Source organism: Flavobacterium sp. GNP011 (assembly GCF_056428925.1).
This window is the reverse complement of record NZ_JBWJVJ010000008.1, coordinates 126,761-145,520: the sequence shown is the minus strand read 5'-3', so window position 1 is coordinate 145,520 and position 18,760 is coordinate 126,761. Positions and strand designations below refer to the sequence as shown.

Annotated in this window: 21 protein-coding genes; 6 read left to right on the top strand and 15 right to left on the bottom strand. The window is 33.5% G+C overall.

Annotated features, from left to right (window positions below; genetic code table 11):
- Positions 1-144 precede the first annotated feature (144 nt).
- On the bottom strand, positions 145-1,605 hold the full coding sequence (locus tag AC061E_RS09370) for a TonB-dependent receptor (RefSeq protein WP_478285998.1): 1,461 nt from the start codon (positions 1,603-1,605) through the stop codon (positions 145-147).
- Positions 1,606-1,695: 90 nt separating this feature from the next.
- Between AC061E_RS09370 and AC061E_RS09365 the strand changes: the two genes are divergently transcribed.
- Complete coding sequence (locus AC061E_RS09365; protein ID WP_478285997.1) at positions 1,696-2,460, top strand: MBL fold metallo-hydrolase; 765 nt, start codon at positions 1,696-1,698, stop codon at positions 2,458-2,460.
- 11 nt (positions 2,461-2,471) lie between these two features.
- The gene (locus AC061E_RS09360; RefSeq protein ID WP_478285996.1) at positions 2,472-2,918 is read left to right on the top strand and encodes a hypothetical protein; all 447 of its coding nucleotides are present in this window, start codon (positions 2,472-2,474) and stop codon (positions 2,916-2,918) included.
- A 96-nt stretch (positions 2,919-3,014) separates the two neighbouring features.
- Here AC061E_RS09360 and AC061E_RS09355 read toward each other — a convergent pair whose 3' ends face one another.
- From AC061E_RS09355 to AC061E_RS09340, 4 genes are read right to left on the bottom strand one after another with little or no spacing between them, the layout of a single operon-like run.
- Positions 3,015-3,662: an alpha/beta hydrolase gene (locus AC061E_RS09355; RefSeq protein ID WP_478285995.1), complete on the bottom strand. Its 648-nt coding sequence runs from the start codon at positions 3,660-3,662 to the stop codon at positions 3,015-3,017.
- Between the two features lie 5 nt (positions 3,663-3,667).
- Positions 3,668-3,997, bottom strand: coding sequence for a hypothetical protein (locus AC061E_RS09350; protein ID WP_478285994.1), 330 nt, complete (start codon positions 3,995-3,997; stop codon positions 3,668-3,670).
- A gap of 3 nt (positions 3,998-4,000) precedes the next feature.
- The gene (locus AC061E_RS09345; protein WP_478285993.1) at positions 4,001-5,254 is read right to left on the bottom strand and encodes a dihydroorotase; all 1,254 of its coding nucleotides are present in this window, start codon (positions 5,252-5,254) and stop codon (positions 4,001-4,003) included.
- Positions 5,255-5,270: 16 nt separating this feature from the next.
- On the bottom strand, positions 5,271-7,202 hold the full coding sequence (locus tag AC061E_RS09340; RefSeq protein WP_478286003.1) for a vWA domain-containing protein: 1,932 nt from the start codon (positions 7,200-7,202) through the stop codon (positions 5,271-5,273).
- A gap of 180 nt (positions 7,203-7,382) precedes the next feature.
- On the opposite strand from AC061E_RS09340, the gene AC061E_RS09335 reads away from it, so the two are divergent.
- Entirely contained in the window at positions 7,383-8,498 is a 1,116-nt protein-coding gene (locus AC061E_RS09335; protein ID WP_478285992.1) for a lactonase family protein, read from the top strand.
- A 47-nt stretch (positions 8,499-8,545) separates the two neighbouring features.
- On the opposite strand, the gene AC061E_RS09330 is transcribed toward AC061E_RS09335, so the two are convergent.
- The 3 genes from AC061E_RS09330 to AC061E_RS09320 form a co-directional block, all read right to left on the bottom strand.
- Positions 8,546-9,895: a DEAD/DEAH box helicase gene (locus AC061E_RS09330; RefSeq protein WP_086454174.1), complete on the bottom strand. Its 1,350-nt coding sequence runs from the start codon at positions 9,893-9,895 to the stop codon at positions 8,546-8,548.
- Between the two features lie 109 nt (positions 9,896-10,004).
- Positions 10,005-10,769, bottom strand: a complete 765-nt coding sequence (locus AC061E_RS09325; RefSeq protein WP_478285991.1) for a TIGR02757 family protein — start codon at positions 10,767-10,769, stop codon at positions 10,005-10,007.
- A 151-nt stretch (positions 10,770-10,920) separates the two neighbouring features.
- Positions 10,921-11,604, bottom strand: a complete 684-nt coding sequence (locus AC061E_RS09320; protein WP_478285990.1) for an ABC transporter ATP-binding protein — start codon at positions 11,602-11,604, stop codon at positions 10,921-10,923.
- Between the two features lie 243 nt (positions 11,605-11,847).
- Between AC061E_RS09320 and msrA the strand changes: the two genes are divergently transcribed.
- Both msrA and AC061E_RS09310 read left to right on the top strand, forming a co-directional pair.
- Positions 11,848-12,396 carry a peptide-methionine (S)-S-oxide reductase MsrA gene (gene msrA / locus AC061E_RS09315; RefSeq protein ID WP_478286002.1) on the top strand — a complete coding sequence of 183 codons (549 nt, stop codon included), beginning with the start codon at positions 11,848-11,850 and terminating at the stop codon, positions 12,394-12,396.
- Positions 12,397-12,443: 47 nt separating this feature from the next.
- Positions 12,444-12,743 carry a hypothetical protein gene (locus tag AC061E_RS09310; RefSeq protein WP_478285989.1) on the top strand — a complete coding sequence of 100 codons (300 nt, stop codon included), beginning with the start codon at positions 12,444-12,446 and terminating at the stop codon, positions 12,741-12,743.
- A gap of 11 nt (positions 12,744-12,754) precedes the next feature.
- Here the strand turns inward: AC061E_RS09310 and AC061E_RS09305 are convergent, their stop codons facing one another.
- From AC061E_RS09305 to AC061E_RS09280, 6 genes are all read right to left on the bottom strand, one after another.
- Positions 12,755-13,057, bottom strand: a complete 303-nt coding sequence (locus AC061E_RS09305) for a DUF6787 family protein (protein ID WP_478285988.1) — start codon at positions 13,055-13,057, stop codon at positions 12,755-12,757.
- 32 nt (positions 13,058-13,089) lie between these two features.
- Positions 13,090-13,524 carry a DUF6146 family protein gene (locus AC061E_RS09300; protein WP_478285987.1) on the bottom strand — a complete coding sequence of 145 codons (435 nt, stop codon included), beginning with the start codon at positions 13,522-13,524 and terminating at the stop codon, positions 13,090-13,092.
- A gap of 94 nt (positions 13,525-13,618) precedes the next feature.
- Positions 13,619-14,182, bottom strand: a complete 564-nt coding sequence (locus AC061E_RS09295; protein WP_478285986.1) for a DUF937 domain-containing protein — start codon at positions 14,180-14,182, stop codon at positions 13,619-13,621.
- Positions 14,183-14,276: 94 nt separating this feature from the next.
- A complete protein-coding gene (locus AC061E_RS09290) occupies positions 14,277-15,227 on the bottom strand; it encodes a D-2-hydroxyacid dehydrogenase (protein WP_478285985.1) in 951 nt (316 codons plus the stop codon).
- A gap of 114 nt (positions 15,228-15,341) precedes the next feature.
- A complete protein-coding gene (gene serC / locus AC061E_RS09285; RefSeq protein ID WP_478285984.1) occupies positions 15,342-16,412 on the bottom strand; it encodes a 3-phosphoserine/phosphohydroxythreonine transaminase in 1,071 nt (356 codons plus the stop codon).
- Positions 16,413-16,505: 93 nt separating this feature from the next.
- Positions 16,506-17,564, bottom strand: a complete 1,059-nt coding sequence (locus AC061E_RS09280) for an acyl-CoA reductase (RefSeq protein WP_478285983.1) — start codon at positions 17,562-17,564, stop codon at positions 16,506-16,508.
- Between the two features lie 139 nt (positions 17,565-17,703).
- On the opposite strand from AC061E_RS09280, the gene AC061E_RS09275 reads away from it, so the two are divergent.
- Positions 17,704-18,054 carry a 4Fe-4S dicluster domain-containing protein gene (locus AC061E_RS09275; protein WP_086453198.1) on the top strand — a complete coding sequence of 117 codons (351 nt, stop codon included), beginning with the start codon at positions 17,704-17,706 and terminating at the stop codon, positions 18,052-18,054.
- A 59-nt stretch (positions 18,055-18,113) separates the two neighbouring features.
- Here AC061E_RS09275 and AC061E_RS09270 read toward each other — a convergent pair whose 3' ends face one another.
- Positions 18,114-18,650: a hypothetical protein gene (locus tag AC061E_RS09270; RefSeq protein WP_478285982.1), complete on the bottom strand. Its 537-nt coding sequence runs from the start codon at positions 18,648-18,650 to the stop codon at positions 18,114-18,116.
- Between the last annotated feature and the right edge of the window lie 110 nt (positions 18,651-18,760).

Here is an 18,760-nt window from a genome sequence, read left to right as displayed (position 1 = left end):
GTTATATCTGATGTGAAAACCAAAGTACATGCTGCTCAAATCCTAAAATAATACAATTTAGGATTTACAAAATTTCATCAATAAAAAAATCCAGTATTCAAGATTGTATTCTTGAGTACTGGATTTTTAATATTTAGCTAAAAGTTAATTGCTTTCGTTTAAGATTTTTTGAGGAGAATAACCAAATAATTGGTGCTCTTTAATAATTTCAGCAATACCTGACGGCAACATACTTTCCCATCCCGGCTTACCGTGGTTGATCATGTTGAGTACTTCACGAGAAAACACATTTAAGATTGTAGGATCATAATCATCAATATCAACTACTTTTCCATTGAATTTAAAGAATTTGTAGAGTTCTTTCATTCGTGGATGTACCTTCAAATTGTCAGAGTTAATTATTTCACCGTTTTCACCTATCATTGGATATAAGAAAACTTTCATATCGCGGTAGAATAATTTCCCAAAAGCTTCAAGAATTCCTCCGCTTAAATGGCGATAGTATTTTTCGTCAAAAATATCAATTAAGTTATTAACTCCCAATGCTAGACCCATTCGAGCCTTAGTATAATTAGCAAAGTATTCTACAACTTTATAATATTCTTGGAAATTAGAGATCATAACGGTTTGTCCTAGTGAACATAAAAGCTCAGCTCTATCCATAAAATCCCTTTCGTTGATCTCCCCATCAGAACGTAAATTAGATAATGTGATTTCAAAAACAACTAGTGTATTGTCTTTATCTACTTTGTTTTCATTCAAAAACATTTTTAAAGACTTTTCATACATATCCATATTTACCTTGGTCACAGGACGAAAACTTCCTCTAAAAGCAAGTATGTTTTTCTTGTAAAGAATGGCTGCAGGAAGAATGTTTTTACCATCAGGGTTAAACATCACGGCATCTGTCATGCCATTTTTCACAAGTTGTAAACTCATCAATCTGTTGTCTACATCTGCAAATCGAGGTCCAGAGAAATTTATGGTGTCAATTTCAAGTTGGTCTTTATCTAAGTGATCATATAAATAACGAAGCAATCTTTTAGGATCATTGTATTTATAAAAAGCTCCGTAAATTAAGTTTACACCTAGAATCCCTAAGGTTTCTTGTTGTAATCTTACATCTGTTTCTTTAAAACGAATGTGAAGTATAATTTCATTGTAATCTTCATCAGGTTCAATTTGGTAGCTAATTCCTACCCATCCGTGGCCTTTAAATTGTTTAGCAAAATCTATTGTGGCAACCGTGTTGGCGTAACTAAAAAACATTTTATTAGGATGTTTTTCACGACTCAACCTTTGTTCGATAAGGTTTACTTCATGCGAAAGCATTTTTTTTAACCTACTCTCTGTTACATACCTACCGTCCGATTCTACACCGTAAACGGCATCACTAAAGTCTTTATCATAAGCAGACATGGCTTTTGCAATTGTTCCAGAAGAACCACCAGATCTAAAAAAATGTCTTACAGTTTCCTGTCCAGCTCCAATTTCAGCAAATGTCCCATAAATATTTTCGTTCAAATTGATACGAAGTGCTTTGTCTTTTATTGATGGGATTTGTTCGATGATTTTATCACCTTTTAATTTTATCTCTGTATCCATTTTTTTAATTCCTAATATGATACAAAGTTAATGAAATAGGTTATTATAGAAAGATAATTAACCCTATTTTTGCAAATAAAATCTATTGAATTGAAAGTATATTTTTTAGGAACGGGCACCTCTCAAGGCATTCCTGTTATTGGGAGTAACCATCCCGTGTGTAAGAGTACTGATTTTAAAGACAAAAGGTTGCGAGTATCAGTTTGGATATCGTGGGATGACTATTCCTTTGTTATTGATTGTGGTCCTGACTTTAGACAGCAAATGCTAGTATCTAATTGTCAAAAAGTAGATGCTATTTTGTTTACTCACGAGCATGCAGATCATACCTCAGGACTTGATGATATTAGGCCTTTTAATTTTAAACAAGGAGAGATTCCTATTTATGCTCATACACGAGTGATTAATAATCTTAAGGAGCGTTTTGCGTATGTTTTTGAAACCATCAATAAATACCCAGGAGCACCATCTGTAAAAACGATAGAGGTCATCAATAATCAGCCTTTTGAACTGGGTGAAAAAATGATCGTACCTGTTGATGTACTTCATGGGAGTTTGCAGGTTTTTGGTTATCGAATTGATGATTTTGCCTACTTAACAGATGTGAAAACAATCAATAACGAGGAGGTTTTAAAATTGAAAAATTTGAAAGTTTTAGTGATCAATGCCTTGCGAGAAGAGCCGCATGATACACATTTCAATTTGAAAGAAGCTTTAGATTTCATAAATTTGGTGCAACCAGAAAAAGCATATCTCACACACATTAGTCATGTATTGGGCTTTCATGAAGAGGTAGAAAAACAACTTCCTGAGAACGTGTATCTTGCCTATGACAATTTGGAAATTATAATTTAATTAAACTAAAAATGAAAAAATCATTCTTATTGTATTTGACTATTCTCGCAGTTTTGTCTACTATTTTTACGTACATGTTTTTGAGCAAAGAGGTTGCATTTGAACAAAAACGTTACGATAAAACCACTAAAAAATTGAGAGATAGCATTGCATTATTGTCAAATGAGTTGCAAAGTGCTAATTACTTTTCATTAGAAAAAAATGAAAATGCACAAAATTATTTTGAATCTGGGTCGAATGATAAAATGATTCAATATGAAAAATTAATTCCTTTTGTCACTGAAAAACTTTTGGATTTTAATGCCAACCCAAAAGGGAATCCTTATACAGGTCAAGATCAAATAGGGGCAAATAAGTTTATCATTAACAAAGTGAAAATTTTAAATCACAGATGGATTATTGCTGATTATAGCGATGGAGAAATGTGGAGAAGTTCTGCTGAAATACTTTGTGAATGATGATGAAAGTATTTCATTCGAAGTAAATCAATCATTCATATATCAGAAATAAAAAAAAGTCGCAGTTGAAATTAAATTTAACTGCGACTTTTTTATTTAATTTTCAAGTAACCAATTCTTGAAATCATAAAAGTTTTGTGGCGCTACACCATGTCCCACAGGATATTCTTTGTAGGTAGTGTTAATGCCTAAAGTTTCCATCACTGATGGTGTTTTTCTTGCCCAATCAATAGGTATTACTTGATCAACGGTTCCATGTGATGCAAATATTTTTAAAGTATCAAAATTGTTTTTTTGATAACCGTCTTTAATAATCTCTGCATTGAAATACCCGCTCATGGCAACGATTTTTTGCACTTTTTCAGGGTAAGATAAGGCAACAGAATAGCTTAAAATAGCTCCTTGGCTAAAGCCTATTAAGGCAATATTTTGCGCATCAATGGGGTAAGTTGCGGTTAATTCGTCTATAAATTGAACAATAACATCTCTAGATATTCTGGCTTGATCGTGATCTGAAAATTTATTCTCATCAGCATCAAAGTTGATAGCGTACCAAGCGTAGCTTCCGTATTGCATGTCATACGGAGCTCTAGCCGAAATTACATAATACTGCTCCGGAAGTTCTTCGGCAAATGAAAATAAATCAGCTTCATTACTTCCATAACCATGTAGGAGTAACAAAAGTGGATTCTTGTCTAAAATTATTTTGGGTTCTCTTATTTTGTATTCAAGTGATAATGCCATTGTGTTTAAGATATATTTGAAAGCCATTTTTGATAATATGTACCTAACAGAGGTACCGGTCTTGTTTCTCCTTTTATTGCGCTTGTAATTCCGTATGACCACAATACAAATGTAAAGATCCACATGGGTGCTGAGATCATTAAGCTGTCAAAGTTACTTACGATCAAACCGAGTGAAATAAAAGTTAGTGTGATTCCTAATCCTTGCCTGATATGAAATGATGCAAATTCATTTTTATCTTCGGAATTCATGGACATGGCTATAAAAACACCAATTCCTAAAATGTAGCTAGTAATTGCGGCTGTTTTACCAGATTCTATATTTGTTGTATTCATCTTCTACGCTAAAATTAATTGGTCTTGATTGATAATTCCGTACACTTTTCCTTGTATATCAGTTCCCAGAAAAGCTGAATTTTTGGATTTTGATAAAATAGATGATTTGCTAAAAACACTTTTAAAATCAGGATTGAAAAGTGTGAGGTTAGCCTTAGAACCATTTGCAATAATTTCTTCGGGTATACCAAAGGTTTTTTTACCAGAAGTTAATTTCTCAATAACTACTTCAAGTGGTAAAACGGTCATTAGGGTGCCAAAACAACTTTCAAGGCCAATAGTACCATTTTTTGCTCCATCAAATTCCATTTTTTTATGTTCAATATCTATCGGATTATGATCGGTAGTAATCATATCTATTGTTCCATCAAGGACTCCATTGAGCAAAGCTTGACGGTCACTTTCGGTTCGTAATGGAGGTGTAACTTTAAATCTGGTGTCAAATTCTTGTAGTTTTTCGTCAGTGAGTACTAAGTGGTGTACAGCAACACTACAACTGACCTGAAGGCCTTTTGATTTAGCGGCTTTAACTAATGCTATAGATTTTTCAGTAGATAAAGTAGGCAGGTGTAGTTTTCCTCCTGTGTACTCTAGTAAAAATAAATTTCTCGCAGTGTGAATTTCTTCGGCTAAATTTGGAATTCCTTTTAACCCAAGTTGAGTTGATACAATTCCTTCATTTGCCACTCCATTACCTTTAATATGTTCATCTTGTGAAAAAGCAATTATCAAACCATCAAAGTCTTGAACGTATTGCAATGCAATTTTTAGTAAATTGGCATTTTCGGTACTTTTATTATAATCACCAAAGGCTACTGCACCAGCATTTTTCATATCATATAATTCGGCAATATCTTTTCCTGCGCTATCTTTTGTCATAGCGCCTATGGGATAGAGTTGCGTTGCAGTCTGCGTTGCTTTGCTTTTTACAAAATGTATTTGGGATTGATTGTCAATTACAGGATAGGAGTTAGGTTGTAATGCAATGCTTGTAAATCCGCTTTTTGCCGCTACTTGTAGCCCGTTAAGTATGGTTTCTCGATCCTCAAATCCAGGTTCTCCAAGAGAGACACTGCTGTCAAACCAGCCTTGTGAGAGATGTAAATTATCTAGTTTAATTTCTTGAATTTGATCTGGATTTTCAAGATTAGTTCCTATTTCTTGAATGTATCCATCTACAATTAAAAGATCTGAAATGGTATTATGAAATGAACTTTTAGGGTCAATAATTTTTGCATCTCGGATAATTAATTTCATATTTAAGGAACTTTTTTTATGATTTGACAAATTTGAGAATAGCCATTTCTAAGAGTAGAAATAGTAGTGCAAATATAACAAACCATTTCCAAATTTGGTTATCGGTTCGGTTTGTTTGTAAAGCATTAAAGAATGATGTAATAGATGATTCTTGGTTCAAATCAGCTAGTACGTTATCATTGTTTCTAATTAAATCACTCTCTGATCTTGCGTAGTTGAAACTGAGATTTTCTATCCATTCTTTTTTGGAGAAAACACTAAAATTTCCGGCTTGTTTTGGGTAACCATTAAAAGTCATTTTAACCTTAGTACTCAAGATTTGTTGAATGGGAATAAATTGCTCATCGGTTCCTTTAATGGTTACAATAGCGTCTTTTTGTAAAGCTGCTTCAGTAATGTGGGGTAAATTACTTCCTATTGTATATGCAATAACTCCGTTATTTTGATTGTTAATCACCATTTTATAAAACGTAGGTACAATCAATGGCGACTGCTGAAAATTAGAATTTTCAAGATTTAAAGGTGCTGCAAATACGGCTACTGTAGCTACAGAGTTTGTTATGGAGGTGAGAAATGGACTCTGGTCTTCATAAGATAATGCTGCGGGACTCGAACTGCTTAAACGATAAGATATTTTGGTCTTCGGATATTGAAAATTGGTTATTTTTGATTCGAATACATTATTGAATATGGGATGATTAAAGTTGATTTTAGTAATTTGCTTTTCGGTTTGTTCTAATGGACTGTATGAAAGTGAACCAAAATTTTTGAAAAATGAATTGTACGTTTCAATTGAACTTTCCGGTGACGGTATTACAACAACGTGTCCGCCCTTTGACACAAACGATTTTAAAGTAGTTGCTAGGGCTTGAGGTATTTCATTCAATTCATTTAAAACAATAGCATCCTGCTGCTCTATACTGTTGTAATCCAGTGTGCTTAAAGAATAGTTTTTATACACAAATTCATCAGGAGTGTAAATTCGGGTTAAGAAATTACTTTTTGCAGGCTCTCCTACACTAATTACATTTGCTTTTTTATTTTTCGAAATGCTAAAATAAAGGATGTTGTCATAAGCAAGACCATTGTCTTGAATAGATATATATCCATGAAATGATTTTTTCGGGATGGTAAAAGTGATATTTTTTTTCTTGCTATCCAGGTCAACATTAGTTTTTGCAATTAATTTATTATTGTCAAAAATAGAAATGGGAACACTAGGGAATTTATCGCCATAACCAGTAACTTGCACCGTAATTTCATAGAAATTTTCGACCGTTTTACTTATGAACACGCTATCTACAGATGCATTATTTTTTTGTTCCGCTTCTGAAAGTATGAATAGAGGATTCATATTTTGATCGCTAGATTTTACCTGTTTTTCGGTTATTGATAATCCATCTGTAAGGACTACAACATCTTTATTATACGGGGATTTATGAGCTTTTACCTTTGCTAGAATGTTATCTAAATTGAATGACTCAGAACTGTATTTTAAATTTTGCAAATTACTTCGAACTGATTTTATATCGGTGTTCCAAAAGTTTTCAGAATTTGTTAATAATGAAAATGTAATATTTTCTGGTGTTTCTTCAAGCAGTTCTTGAACAGCTCTTTTTAATAGTTCTCCTTTCTTTCCTTTAGCCTGCATGCTATAGGAATTATCTAAAATAATAAATAGTTCATTGTTTTTATTTTTACTGTCTTTTGAGGAAAAAAAAGGTTGAGCAAAAGCAATGATAATACATGTCAATAGTAATAATCTGCAGGTTAAAAGGAGCCATTTTTTTATTTTAGAGCTTTTTCTAGTTTGAATGGTGAGTGCCTTTAAAAATCGAACATTTGTAAAGAATTCGGTTTTAAACTTTCGCAATTGAAAAAGATGAACCAATATAGGTATGAGTAAAAGGAATAAAAAATATAAAACTTCAGGGTGCTTAAAATGCATACTGTGATGGTATTGACTAGAATGTGTTAAAACTCCAATGGATTTCATTGCTTATAATGGAATCAAAAATACAAATTTGTTGACAGTTTATCAGCACGTTTCGTAAATTTTGAATAATAAATAATTTCACTTCTGCGTGCATTAAATCTGTATTTTAGCCTAATAGCAAATTTTTACACTATGAAAAAATCTTTTGTTTTCTTGATACTCCTCGTTTTTAGTCTTTCTGTTAAAGCACAGAATAAAAAAATCAATTTACTAATAGGGACCTACACTCAAAATTGCGACAGTAAAGGCATTTATGTTTATGACTTTGATACTTCAAATGGGGATTTCAGTTATAAAAGCGCAACTGATAAGACAGTTAATCCAAGTTTTTTAACAGTATCCAGTCAAAATAATTTCGTTTATTCTGTGAATGAGTTTGGAAAAGAAAGTACAATTAGTGCTTTTAATTACAATGCTTCTAGTGGAGCAATTCAGTTTTTAAATAAGCAAAGTGCTGAGGGTGCTGACCCGTGCTATATTATTAACCATGACAAAAATGTCATTGCAGCAAATTATTCAGGAGGTTCGATCAGTGTTTTAGAAAAAAATAGTGACGGTACGCTCCAAAAAGCCAAACAAGTCATTCAACACTACGGAAAAGGTTTGAATCCCAAACGCCAAGAAGCGCCTCACGTGCACATGGTCTCTTTTTCACCGGATAAAAAATTTATTTTGGCTAATGACATGGGAACTGATAAAATATATTCCTACAGTTATGATCCGCTTGCAAAAACTGATGTGCTACAAATAAAAGATAGCATTTTCGTAACAGCAGGAAGTGGACCACGGCATTTAACTTTTAGTAAAAATGGCAAATTAGTTTACGTTCTGCAAGAGCTTAGTGGTATGATTACAGTGTACAGTTATAAAGAGGGTAAACTAGTTAAAAGAGATGAAACGTCTATATTAGCAGGAGGTTTCAAAGGAAATTTTACAGCTGCAGATATTCATTTTTCTCCTGATGGAAAGTTTTTATATGCTACTAATCGTGGCGATGCCAATACCATTTCAATTTTTAAAGCCAATGCTAATGGGACACTCCAATTAGTGGAGCACGTTTCAACATTAGGAAAAGGACCACGTAATTTTGCAATAGATCCTACAGGTGCTTTTTTACTAGTTGCGCATCAATATTCAAATGACGTAATTATTTTTAAAAGAAATAAAAAAACAGGAACGCTAACCAATACAGGTAAAAAAATAGAATTGTGTGCGCCTGTTTGTCTTGTTTTTACAGATAATAAGTAAATGTATCATACTAAAAAGGGCTGTTGTAGCAGCCCTTTTTAAGTAATTTATTTTTTATCTTTTCGTTTTTTATCTCTGGTCTTCAACATGTTTCTATTAACGGATCCGTGAGTTTTTTTCTTAGTAACTCCTGGACCTCCTAAGTTCACCTTTTTGTTTTTCTTACTTTTTTCCTGAAAAGCACCATCACCAGCTAGTTTTTGTTTTTTCATCAAAAACTTAATAGGTTGTCTTTCTTTCTCAGGCTCAATTAATTTTGAGGATACTTCAACTGTTTCTGGGAAATCTTCAATAGTAAGCTCCATATCCATCAGGAGTTCTATCTCAATTTTAAACTCCTCTTCGCGTGGAGCAATTAAACTGATTGCAGTACCTGTAGCATCTGCACGACCAGTTCTACCTATTCTGTGCATGTACAATTCTGGTAATTCTGGTATTTCAAAATTGACTACATGTGTTATATTAGAGATATCTAAACCTCTTGCCATAATATCTGTTGTAATCAAACCTCTTAAGTTTCCTTCTTGAAAAGAGGCCATAGTACTCAAACGATAATTTTGTGATTTATTAGAGTGAATGACACCAAATTGTCCATCAAAATCTTCTTCTATGCGATCGTGTAGTAAATCGGATATTTTCTTATTGTTTACAAAAACAAGAACGCGACTCATATCTGGTGTGGTAGATAATAAGTGTTTTAATAAATTAACTTTCGTGTTAAAATTAGGAACGTTGTAGGTGATTTGTGTAATGTTTTCTAACGGAGTTCCTGACGCAGATAGTGTAACTTCTTCGGGATAATCAAAGAAATCATTCAAAATAGCATCTACTTCATCAGTCATGGTAGCTGAAAAAAGAATGTTCTGACGTTTCTTTGGCATCATTGCCAAAATGGCGGTAAGTTGCGTTCTAAAACCTAGATTTAGCATTTCATCAAACTCATCAATTACGAGTTTTTGCATTTCCTCAAATCGGATTACGTTATCCAATGTTAAATCCATTATTCGGCCGGGTGTTCCAACTAATATGTCGCAACCTTGGTAAACAGTAGTTTTTTGTGTATTGATGTTTACACCACCAAAAATACCAATAGTACGAACCGACATGTATTTTGTCAATTTCTCAACCTCTTCCACCACTTGCACTACAAGTTCGCGCGTAGGGACTAGGATCACTATTTTAGGAGTATGTCCAGGAGTAAATTTGTATAATTTGAGTAAAGGAAGTAGGTAAGCAAATGTTTTACCAGTTCCCGTTTGCGCAATTCCCATCATATCTCTACCAGACATGATTACTGAGAATGTTTTTGCTTGAATAGGGGTAGGTGTTGTAAATCCTAAATCATCGATCGCTTTCTGTACGGATTTAGGAAGATTGAATTGCTCAAAAGTAGTCATTTGCTTAAATTTTTTGCAAAGATAGTCTTTTTGAAAGTAATCAAGCAAATGCGCTAATTTACAGTCTTTTTGTTATTCATAAAGATACAACAGCGCCTTGGAAAACGTTTTAAAAACCCTCAAAAACGCCTAGTCCAAATAAGGCAAAATCATACTTTACAGGATCTTGTGCGTCAAATTCGCGAAGTTTAGCGTCTAATTCTGCTAGGGCTTTTCCATCATTTTGTTTTCGAGAAAGCAACTCCAATTTTCTAGCCACATTACCGGAGTGTACATCTAGCGGGCAAGATAGGGAAGCCGTTGAGATGCTTTTCCAAATCCCCAGATCAACGCCAGTTTTGTCATTTCGAACCATCCACCTTAAATACATGTTGATTCTTTTTGCTGCCGAATTGTTTAAAGGATCTGAAACGTGTTTTTGAGTTCGTGCGAGATGAGGGATAGAAAAAAAGATTTTTTTAAATTCGGAAATGCTATTTTGCATCGAATGAGGTTCTTGATTTTTGGTAAAAACCGTTTCTAGTCCACCGTGATGGGAATAGATGTTTTGTAAAGATTGGATAAATCCAATGAAATCTTTACCATTAAAAGTACGATGAACAAATGTATTTAACCGTTCTAAATCAGCGGGAGTGTGTGACATCACAAAATCATAAGGTGCATTGCCTATCAAATCCAGCATGCGATGCGAATTTTGTATGATCATTTTACGATTCCCCCAGGCAATGGTAGCACTTAGAAAACCAGCAATTTCAACATCTTCTTTTTGTGAATACAGATGCGGAATTTGAACGGGATCACTTTCTATGAAATCTAAGGTGTTGTATTGTAAAACTTTGTCGTCTAGAAAATCTTTTAATTCTGTTGTAGTCATTATAAGGTAGGAAAGGTATAATAAGAAAGAGTGTGTTTGTAACGGCTTTTTTTAGCCCAGATAGGAACGGCATCTCCCGATTTTAAAAAACAAGGCTTTTTCGGCCGTAGTTTTTATGGTCGGGAATACAGTGGATAGCTGGAAAAAGCTCCTAATTACTAATCAAACCATCCACCATGACTAGTTTTCTATCGGCCATATTGGCGAGTTCTTCATCATGAGTTACGATCACAAATGTTTGTCCGAATTCGTCTCTTAGTTTAAAGAAAAGCTGATGTAAATTCTCTGCTGATGTGGTGTCAAGGTTTCCTGAAGGCTCATCTGCAAAAATAACCGCTGGTTTGTTGATTAGTGCTCGTGCCACGGCTACGCGCTGCTGCTCTCCACCCGAAAGTTCATTTGGTTTATGATTTATGCGGTGTGAAAGACCCAAATAGTCTAATAATTTTTTTGCCTCGTGCTCTGTTTCGCCTTTTGGTTTGTTGGCAATAAATGCTGGAATGCAAACGTTTTCAAGTGCGGTAAATTCAGGTAGTAGCTGGTGAAATTGGAATATGAATCCTAAATTTAAATTCCTGAAAGTAGATAAAACTTTGTCATTCATAGTCAAAATGTCTTGACCATTGATAAACAAGGAAGTTGTTGTTTTTTGAATATCTGTGTTGGGTAGAGTACTGGGTTTGTCTAAGGTACCTAAAATTTGTAAGAGTGTTGTTTTTCCTGCTCCCGATGACCCTACAATAGATACAATTTCTCCTTTTTTTATATGCAAATCAACTCCTTTGAGTACATGTAGTTTATCGTAGTATTTATGTATATTTTTGACTTCTATCATTTTATTCTGTTTTTACAAAGAAACAAAGATTTTAAGTATTATGAATTGGAAGTCATTAATTTTTCAGTTTGACAAACTATAAACTTTAGTTAAGAATAGGTCTAGGGTGTTTGATAATAAATAACTTTGATTAAAATTTGAAATATGAAAAAAATAATTGGATTGATGATCGCCTTTTTGCCCTTTTCATTTTGTGCCAAAGAAAAAAACGTAATTGTGCCTAAAAGTTTAGAAACAAAAAATATGGAAAAACAAGGAGATTTAGAGATTGCAACATTTGCAGGAGGTTGTTTTTGGTGTACCGAGGCAGTATTTTTACAGCTTGACGGAGTGAGTAAAGTAGTTTCAGGTTACATTGGTGGAAATACTGTAAGTCCTACTTATAATGATATTTCTTCCGGAGAAACGGGACATGCAGAGGCTATTGAAATAACCTTTGACCCTAAGAAAATAAGTTTTGGAGAGTTACTTGAAATATTTTTTGCAACTCATGATCCTACAACGCTTAACCGTCAAGGTGCTGATGTAGGGACACAATACCGTAGTGAAATTTTTTATCACAATGAGACTCAAAAACAGTTGTCACAGGATTACATTGCCTTGATGACTCAAGAAAATACTTTTGGTAAACCTATTGTGACTAAAATATCAGCTGCTACAAAATTTTATGTTGCTGAAGAATACCATCAAAATTACTACAACCAAAACAAAACGCAAGGGTATTGTAGTTATGTAATTACTCCAAAAATTGATAAGTTGAAGAAAATGTATCAAGGAAAGCTTAAGAAATAATTGGCATTAGATTTGTATATTGTTCAATAAATATAAATTGAATACTTATGATACAACCTGTTGCTAATGATGAAGCAAATAACAAAACAAGAAATCTTTTGTTGGGAATATTGTTTGATGCTATTGGGATGCTTTCTTTTACCATTCCTCTTCTTGGAGAATTTTCAGATGTAGTTTGGGCACCTTTAGCAGGTTTTTTAATGACTTGGATGTATAAAGGGAAAATTGGTAAAGTAGGAGGAGTCATAACTTTTCTTGAAGAAATTATACCGTTTACTGATTTTATACCCACATTTACCTTAACGTGGATATACACGTATTTAATAAAAAATAAAAATGCCTCATAACGAGGCATTTTTTATGATTTAAAAAGAAATCCGAGTCCTAATCTTTTCAGCATTTTTTTCTCAAATGACCAAAAGAATTTGAATTGTCCTAATATAAAACCAATACAAACCAGTAATACTTGGTAAATAGGGAATATTAATATCAAACGTACAGGAATTATCCAATATCCCAAAGAATCTTTTGTTATACCTAGCCACGTACAAAACGGTTTAGACAACCAAGCTGATGCTGATCCCGTGATAGCAAAAACGATTAGAATTATTATGAACTGAAAATTTGTTTCAATTCCCCAACGTTGTTTGAGTTTATTCATTTTTATTTATAATGAATACAAATATAGTGAGATTATCTCATGGGTACAAAACCAAAAAGTCTTTGATTGTATGTATTTTGAAAAAATATCATGTAGTTGTATATCAAATAATTTACTTCATACCCGTAATTTATATTAGGATAATAATTAATTGTCATTTCGTATAAATTAGGATTAAAACGCTGTGGTTGCAAAACACGGTTATTCCATTCGGTTACATAAAAACGGTTTTTATTTTCTAGAAAAGCCTGTGTGTGATAATTTCTAGGCAAAGCTGTGGCGTTTAGCCAAGAATTAAAACCTGGTTCAATAATGATTACCTCGTATTCGAGTTCTTCATTTGCTATTCTTACGGTATCATTAGTAGAATTATTTGACGGATTTTTTACAGCTGTAAATGGAGTAGTTGTAGCACAACTGTACATGATGAGCGCGACTATTCCTAATATATATAAACTACGTTTCATAATCGAAATTTTACTTTAAATTTACAACTATATTCTCTTTTTTTAAACCATTAAACAAAAAAAAATCACCTAAGGAGGTGATTTTTAATGTTTTTTATTTTCCAAATAGTTTGCCAAGAATTCCGCCTAGTCCACCACCTTTACCAGATACGGCTGCCATTGCATCGCTAATGTCTACTTTTCCATCAGCATTTTGATCTAAACCAAATTGTCCTCCATATTTTGAAATAGCATCCATAATTCCAGATCCCTGAGCTCCGCCTCCAGATATAGCTGCAATGATATCAGAGATTTGAAAACTACTATCATTAGGATCTTTTGCTTTATTTACCAATGATCCTAGAATTTGAGGAATCAAACTTCCTGCAACACCTGATGCGGCATCTGCATTGATACCAAATTTTTCTCCAAGACTTCCAGTAAGTTGTTCAGTAAGTTTTTGAACTACAGGATTTGAAGCGTTTTGAGCATTGTCTCCTTGAAACAAAGAAGCCAATTGTTCTACACCGCCTTCTGAAGCAATTTTCTGTAAACCAGAAAAAATGGAGCTACTTGCTTCTTCAATAACTGCCTCGTTTTGTTCGTTTGGTATGGCATCGTTTTTAACAACTGACTCGACTCCAAACTGTTGCGCTAATTGTGTTAATTGTTCTAACATAGGTTTTGGTTTTGTTTAGATATCAAATCTAATGAAAAAAAAGGATTTATTACTTAAAATAAATCCCTTTTATGCATTTCATTTATAATGAACCTTATCCCAAAATACTTATAATTTGTTGGGCTAGTTCAGTTCCTATTCTATCTTGTGCCTCACCTGTAGCTGCACCTATGTGTGGTGTTAGTGAGATTTTGTGGTGCATTAATATTGCCATCTCGGGCGTTGGTTCACTCTCAAAAACGTCTAATCCTGCAAACAATATTTTCCCGCTATCTAGTCCTTTAAGTAAAGCCACCTCGTCTATTACGCCACCGCGAGCACAATTTACAATTCCTACACCATCTTTCATGCTAGCAATTTCTTTATCACTAATAATGTAACCGTTTTGTGCTGGTACATGTAGCGTAATAAAATCAGCCTCTTTAAAAACTGATTCTAAAGATTGTGAAACGATAGTAGTGGTAATAGATTGACCGTCAAAAAAAGATACCGTGACATCTACCTGTGGTATAAAACTATCCGCAGCAATAACTTTCATTCCTAGTCCAAGCGCCATTTTTGTAGTAGCCTGACCAATACGGCCAATGCCCACAATTCCAAGCGTTTTTCCTCTCAATTCAATTCCGTTACCATACGCTTTCTTTAAACCATCAAAGTTGGTATCGCCTTCAAGTGGCATATTTCTATTCGAGTCGTGCAAAAATCGAACCCCCGAAAATAAATGTGCAAAAACCAACTCTGCCACAGATTCTGATGATGAAGCAGGCGTATTAATCACTGCAATCCCTTTGCTTTTAGCATAATCCACATCAATATTATCCATCCCTACGCCTCCACGACCAATAATTTTTAATCCTGGACACGCATCAATAATATCTTTGCGAACCTTAGTCGCACTTCTTACTAAAACTACACTTACATTGTTTTCATTAACAAAATTAGCCACTTGTTCCTGCGCTACTTTTGTTGTTATAACTTCAAAACCACCTTTTTCTAAAGCTTGAATTCCACTTTTTGAAATTCCATCGTTGGCCAATACTTTCATTTTTATTTTATTTTTAAGGATTGAAAAATTTAAAGATTCAATCTATATTGTTTATTGTAGTGATTGATTAAAAATTGTTTTTTTAAATCTTTAAATCATTCAATATTTTAATTTTTAAATTGCTTTTTCCAAAGCCTGCATTACATCCACCAGTACTTGAACGCTCTCTAACGGTAACGCATTGTACATAGAAGCTCTGTAACCACCTACTGAACGATGCCCTGGTAATCCTGAAATTCCTGCAGCTTTCCACAAAGCGTCAAAGGTTGCAGCATGTGCTTCATCATTCAACAAGAACGTAGCATTCATATTAGATCGATCTTCCACAGCAGCAGCTCCTTTAAACAATGGATTTCTATCAATTTCGGCATATAATAAAGCCGCTTTAGCATTGTTTATTTTTTCAATGGCTGCAATTCCACCTAAATTTTTTAACCATTGTAAAGTCAATAAAGAAGCGTAAACAGGGAAAACAGGAGGTGTGTTGTACATGCTCTCTGCTTTAATATGTTTGGTATAATCCAGCATGCTAGGAATAGTTCTACCAGTTTTACCTAGAATTTCTTCTTTTACAACAATCAATGTGGTTCCTGCAGGCCCCATATTTTTTTGAGCTCCAGCATAGATCAGGTCAAATTTTGAAAAATCCAATACTCTTGAAAAAATATCCGAACTCATGTCGCATACAAGAGGTATGCTAGTTTCTGGAAACTCCTTCATTTGGGTACCAAAGATGGTATTGTTACTCGTACAGTGAAAATAATCAGCATCCTCAGGAATACTGTATCCTTTTGGAATATGATTGTAATTTTGTTCTTTAGAGGAACCTATGATGCTAGTTTCTCCAAAAAGTTGTGCTTCTTTAATAGCAGCAGCAGCCCATGTTCCTGTGTCCAGGTAAGCGGCTTTTCCATTTTCTTTCATCAAGTTGTAAGGAACCATCAAAAATTCTAGACTAGCACCACCTGCTAGAAATAATGCTTGGTAGCCTTTGCCTTCAAGACCTAATAATTCTAGTACAAGTGATCGAGCTTCATCCATAACGGACACAAAATCTTTACTTCTGTGAGACATTTCTAGAAGAGATAATCCAGAATCATTGAAATTTAATATCGCTTGTGCTGATTTTTCAAAAACTTCTTGGGGTAAAATGCAAGGTCCTGCGCTGTAGTTGTGTTTTTTCATGTGAGTAGTTATATCCAAAAAATTAAAAAGCAAATTTCGACAATAGCAGTTTAAAAAGCGTTAATTAATTCGAAATAATCGCACTTTTTTCTGCTAAATTGTTAACAAAAATGAAATTGTATCTATGTTATCTGCATAATCCCATAATTGCGGATTTTGAGTTTGTCCAAACGAAATACTATTTTCTATGCAACCACCCGAAACGATACATTGAAGCAGCTCATTTTCAGAGTCTAACTTTGTTTGTAGTGTAGGTAAGTCTTTGTAATATTCATAAAAAACACTAGAAATAGGTGAGGCATGGCTTTGATCTTCTTTTATAGTCAAAAAACCATTGTCAAGTATCATGAAATTACTCATCAAGAAAACCGCTTTGTTGTAATCGTAATTATTGGCGTATTTTTCATAATGAATGACATCTTGGTATTCAAAAATTGCTTCAAAAAAGGCGTTGAAATTATATCCTTTTGGCACAAAAAGTTTAGATACATTACGACATCCTAAACCAAAATACCTAAAAATATCTTCTCCTAAAGCAGTGAGTTCCTCCTTGTTTTCAGTACCATTCAAAACCGCTACTGAATTTCTACTTTTTCTAATAATAGACGGTTTGTTTTTAAAATAATATTCAAAATAGCGTGCAGTATTGTTACTGCCCGTGGCGATAACAGCATCAAAGTTTTCTAATTTACCCTCAACAAAACGAATAGCATCCGCTAGTGGAGGTGCTACTGCAATCAAATATTTGGCTAAAAAAGGCAGTAAATGTTGGTCGTTTGACGATGTTTTTACAATCACATTGTTCCCAGTTATTAAAACCGATAAAAAATCATGAAACCCAACTAGAGGAATGTTCCCTGCTAATATTAATGCAATATTTTTTGGTTTTTGAATTTCTAAAGTATAGGCAGAAAGCCATTGATCAAGTTTTTCTGCTGTTAATGCTTTTGACCATGATTGTATTGAAAAATATACATTTTCAGGAGTATACCAGCCATTGTGTGATTGAGACAGGATAATAAGTTCTTGAAAAGCATCAAAAAATGTTTCGTTGTGCAAAACATTTTGGCTTTTTGTGGTATTGTTTTCAGAAAATTGACTTAAAAATTTTCCTAATTCAACAAAAACATTTTTTTTTGTTTCTAATGTCATAATGTTTGCTTATGAATAGTTTTGATTGTAATTTTGCACAAAAATAAGCTATAAAAAGTATAGTAAAAAGATTAAAAGACGAAAGATAATAGATTCTTATACTTGAAAATCTTATTTGCTTAATTCCTAAATTAAAAAGATGGCAATTATTATAACAGACGAATGTATCAATTGTGGAGCTTGTGAACCTGAGTGCCCAAATACTGCAATATATGAAGGAGCTGATGATTGGAGATACAAGGACGGAACAAAACTAAAAGGTAAAGTAATTTTGCCAGACGGTACTGAAATTGATTCTGATGAAGCACAAACCCCAATTTCTGACGAAGTGTATTATATCGTTCCTGGAAAATGTACGGAGTGTAAAGGATTTCATGACGAACCACAATGTGCTGCAGTATGCCCAGTAGATTGCTGTATTCCTGATGATGCGCATGTAGAAAGTGATGAAACATTACTTAATAGACAAGCTTTTTTACACAACGAATAAATTATACAGCATAAAAAAACCTGAGAAGTCTCAGGTTTTTTTATGCAATACTATTTTTGTTATTCCTTAATCATTTCAAAAATTTCAGAAGTGATTTTATCTGTTGCTGGATCGTATGATTCTAAAACTAAGTTTCCATCAGCATTAAAGTATCCAAAAGAGGTTTTGCTTTTAGTACTATAAATGTAATTGTTATTTGAAGTTTTTCTTAAAACAGCCGCTTTTTCCTTATTTGGCAGGTACATATTATAACCTGTTTCTGCCAGACTAACTTGGTATTTTTGTCCGTTGTAGTTGTAATAAGCAGATCTATCAACATCTACAATATTGGTCACTCCATTTGCGGTTACTGCAGTAATGGCAGTTACTTGAACAGGAGTTTGCTTTATTTCTTTATTCAAAGCATTTGAATCTGCATCCTTCAATTCAATATTTTGAGTTTCTTTGATCTCTTGAGTTTTAACCAATTGTTTTTCTCCTTTTGAGTCTTTTATCGTTGTTACTGTTGTTTTAACCTCAGATTTTACATTTTTGTTTTGTGCCTGACTTTGTACTGAAAGTAAAAGTGCTATAGCTCCAATTAATATCGTTTTCATAATTATTTTATTTATAAGATTAATATGAAGTAAAATTACAATGACAACAGAGATAAGTTGTTATGGAATTTCGAGGATAAATTGTATAATTTACAGTAGCTATTATTTTA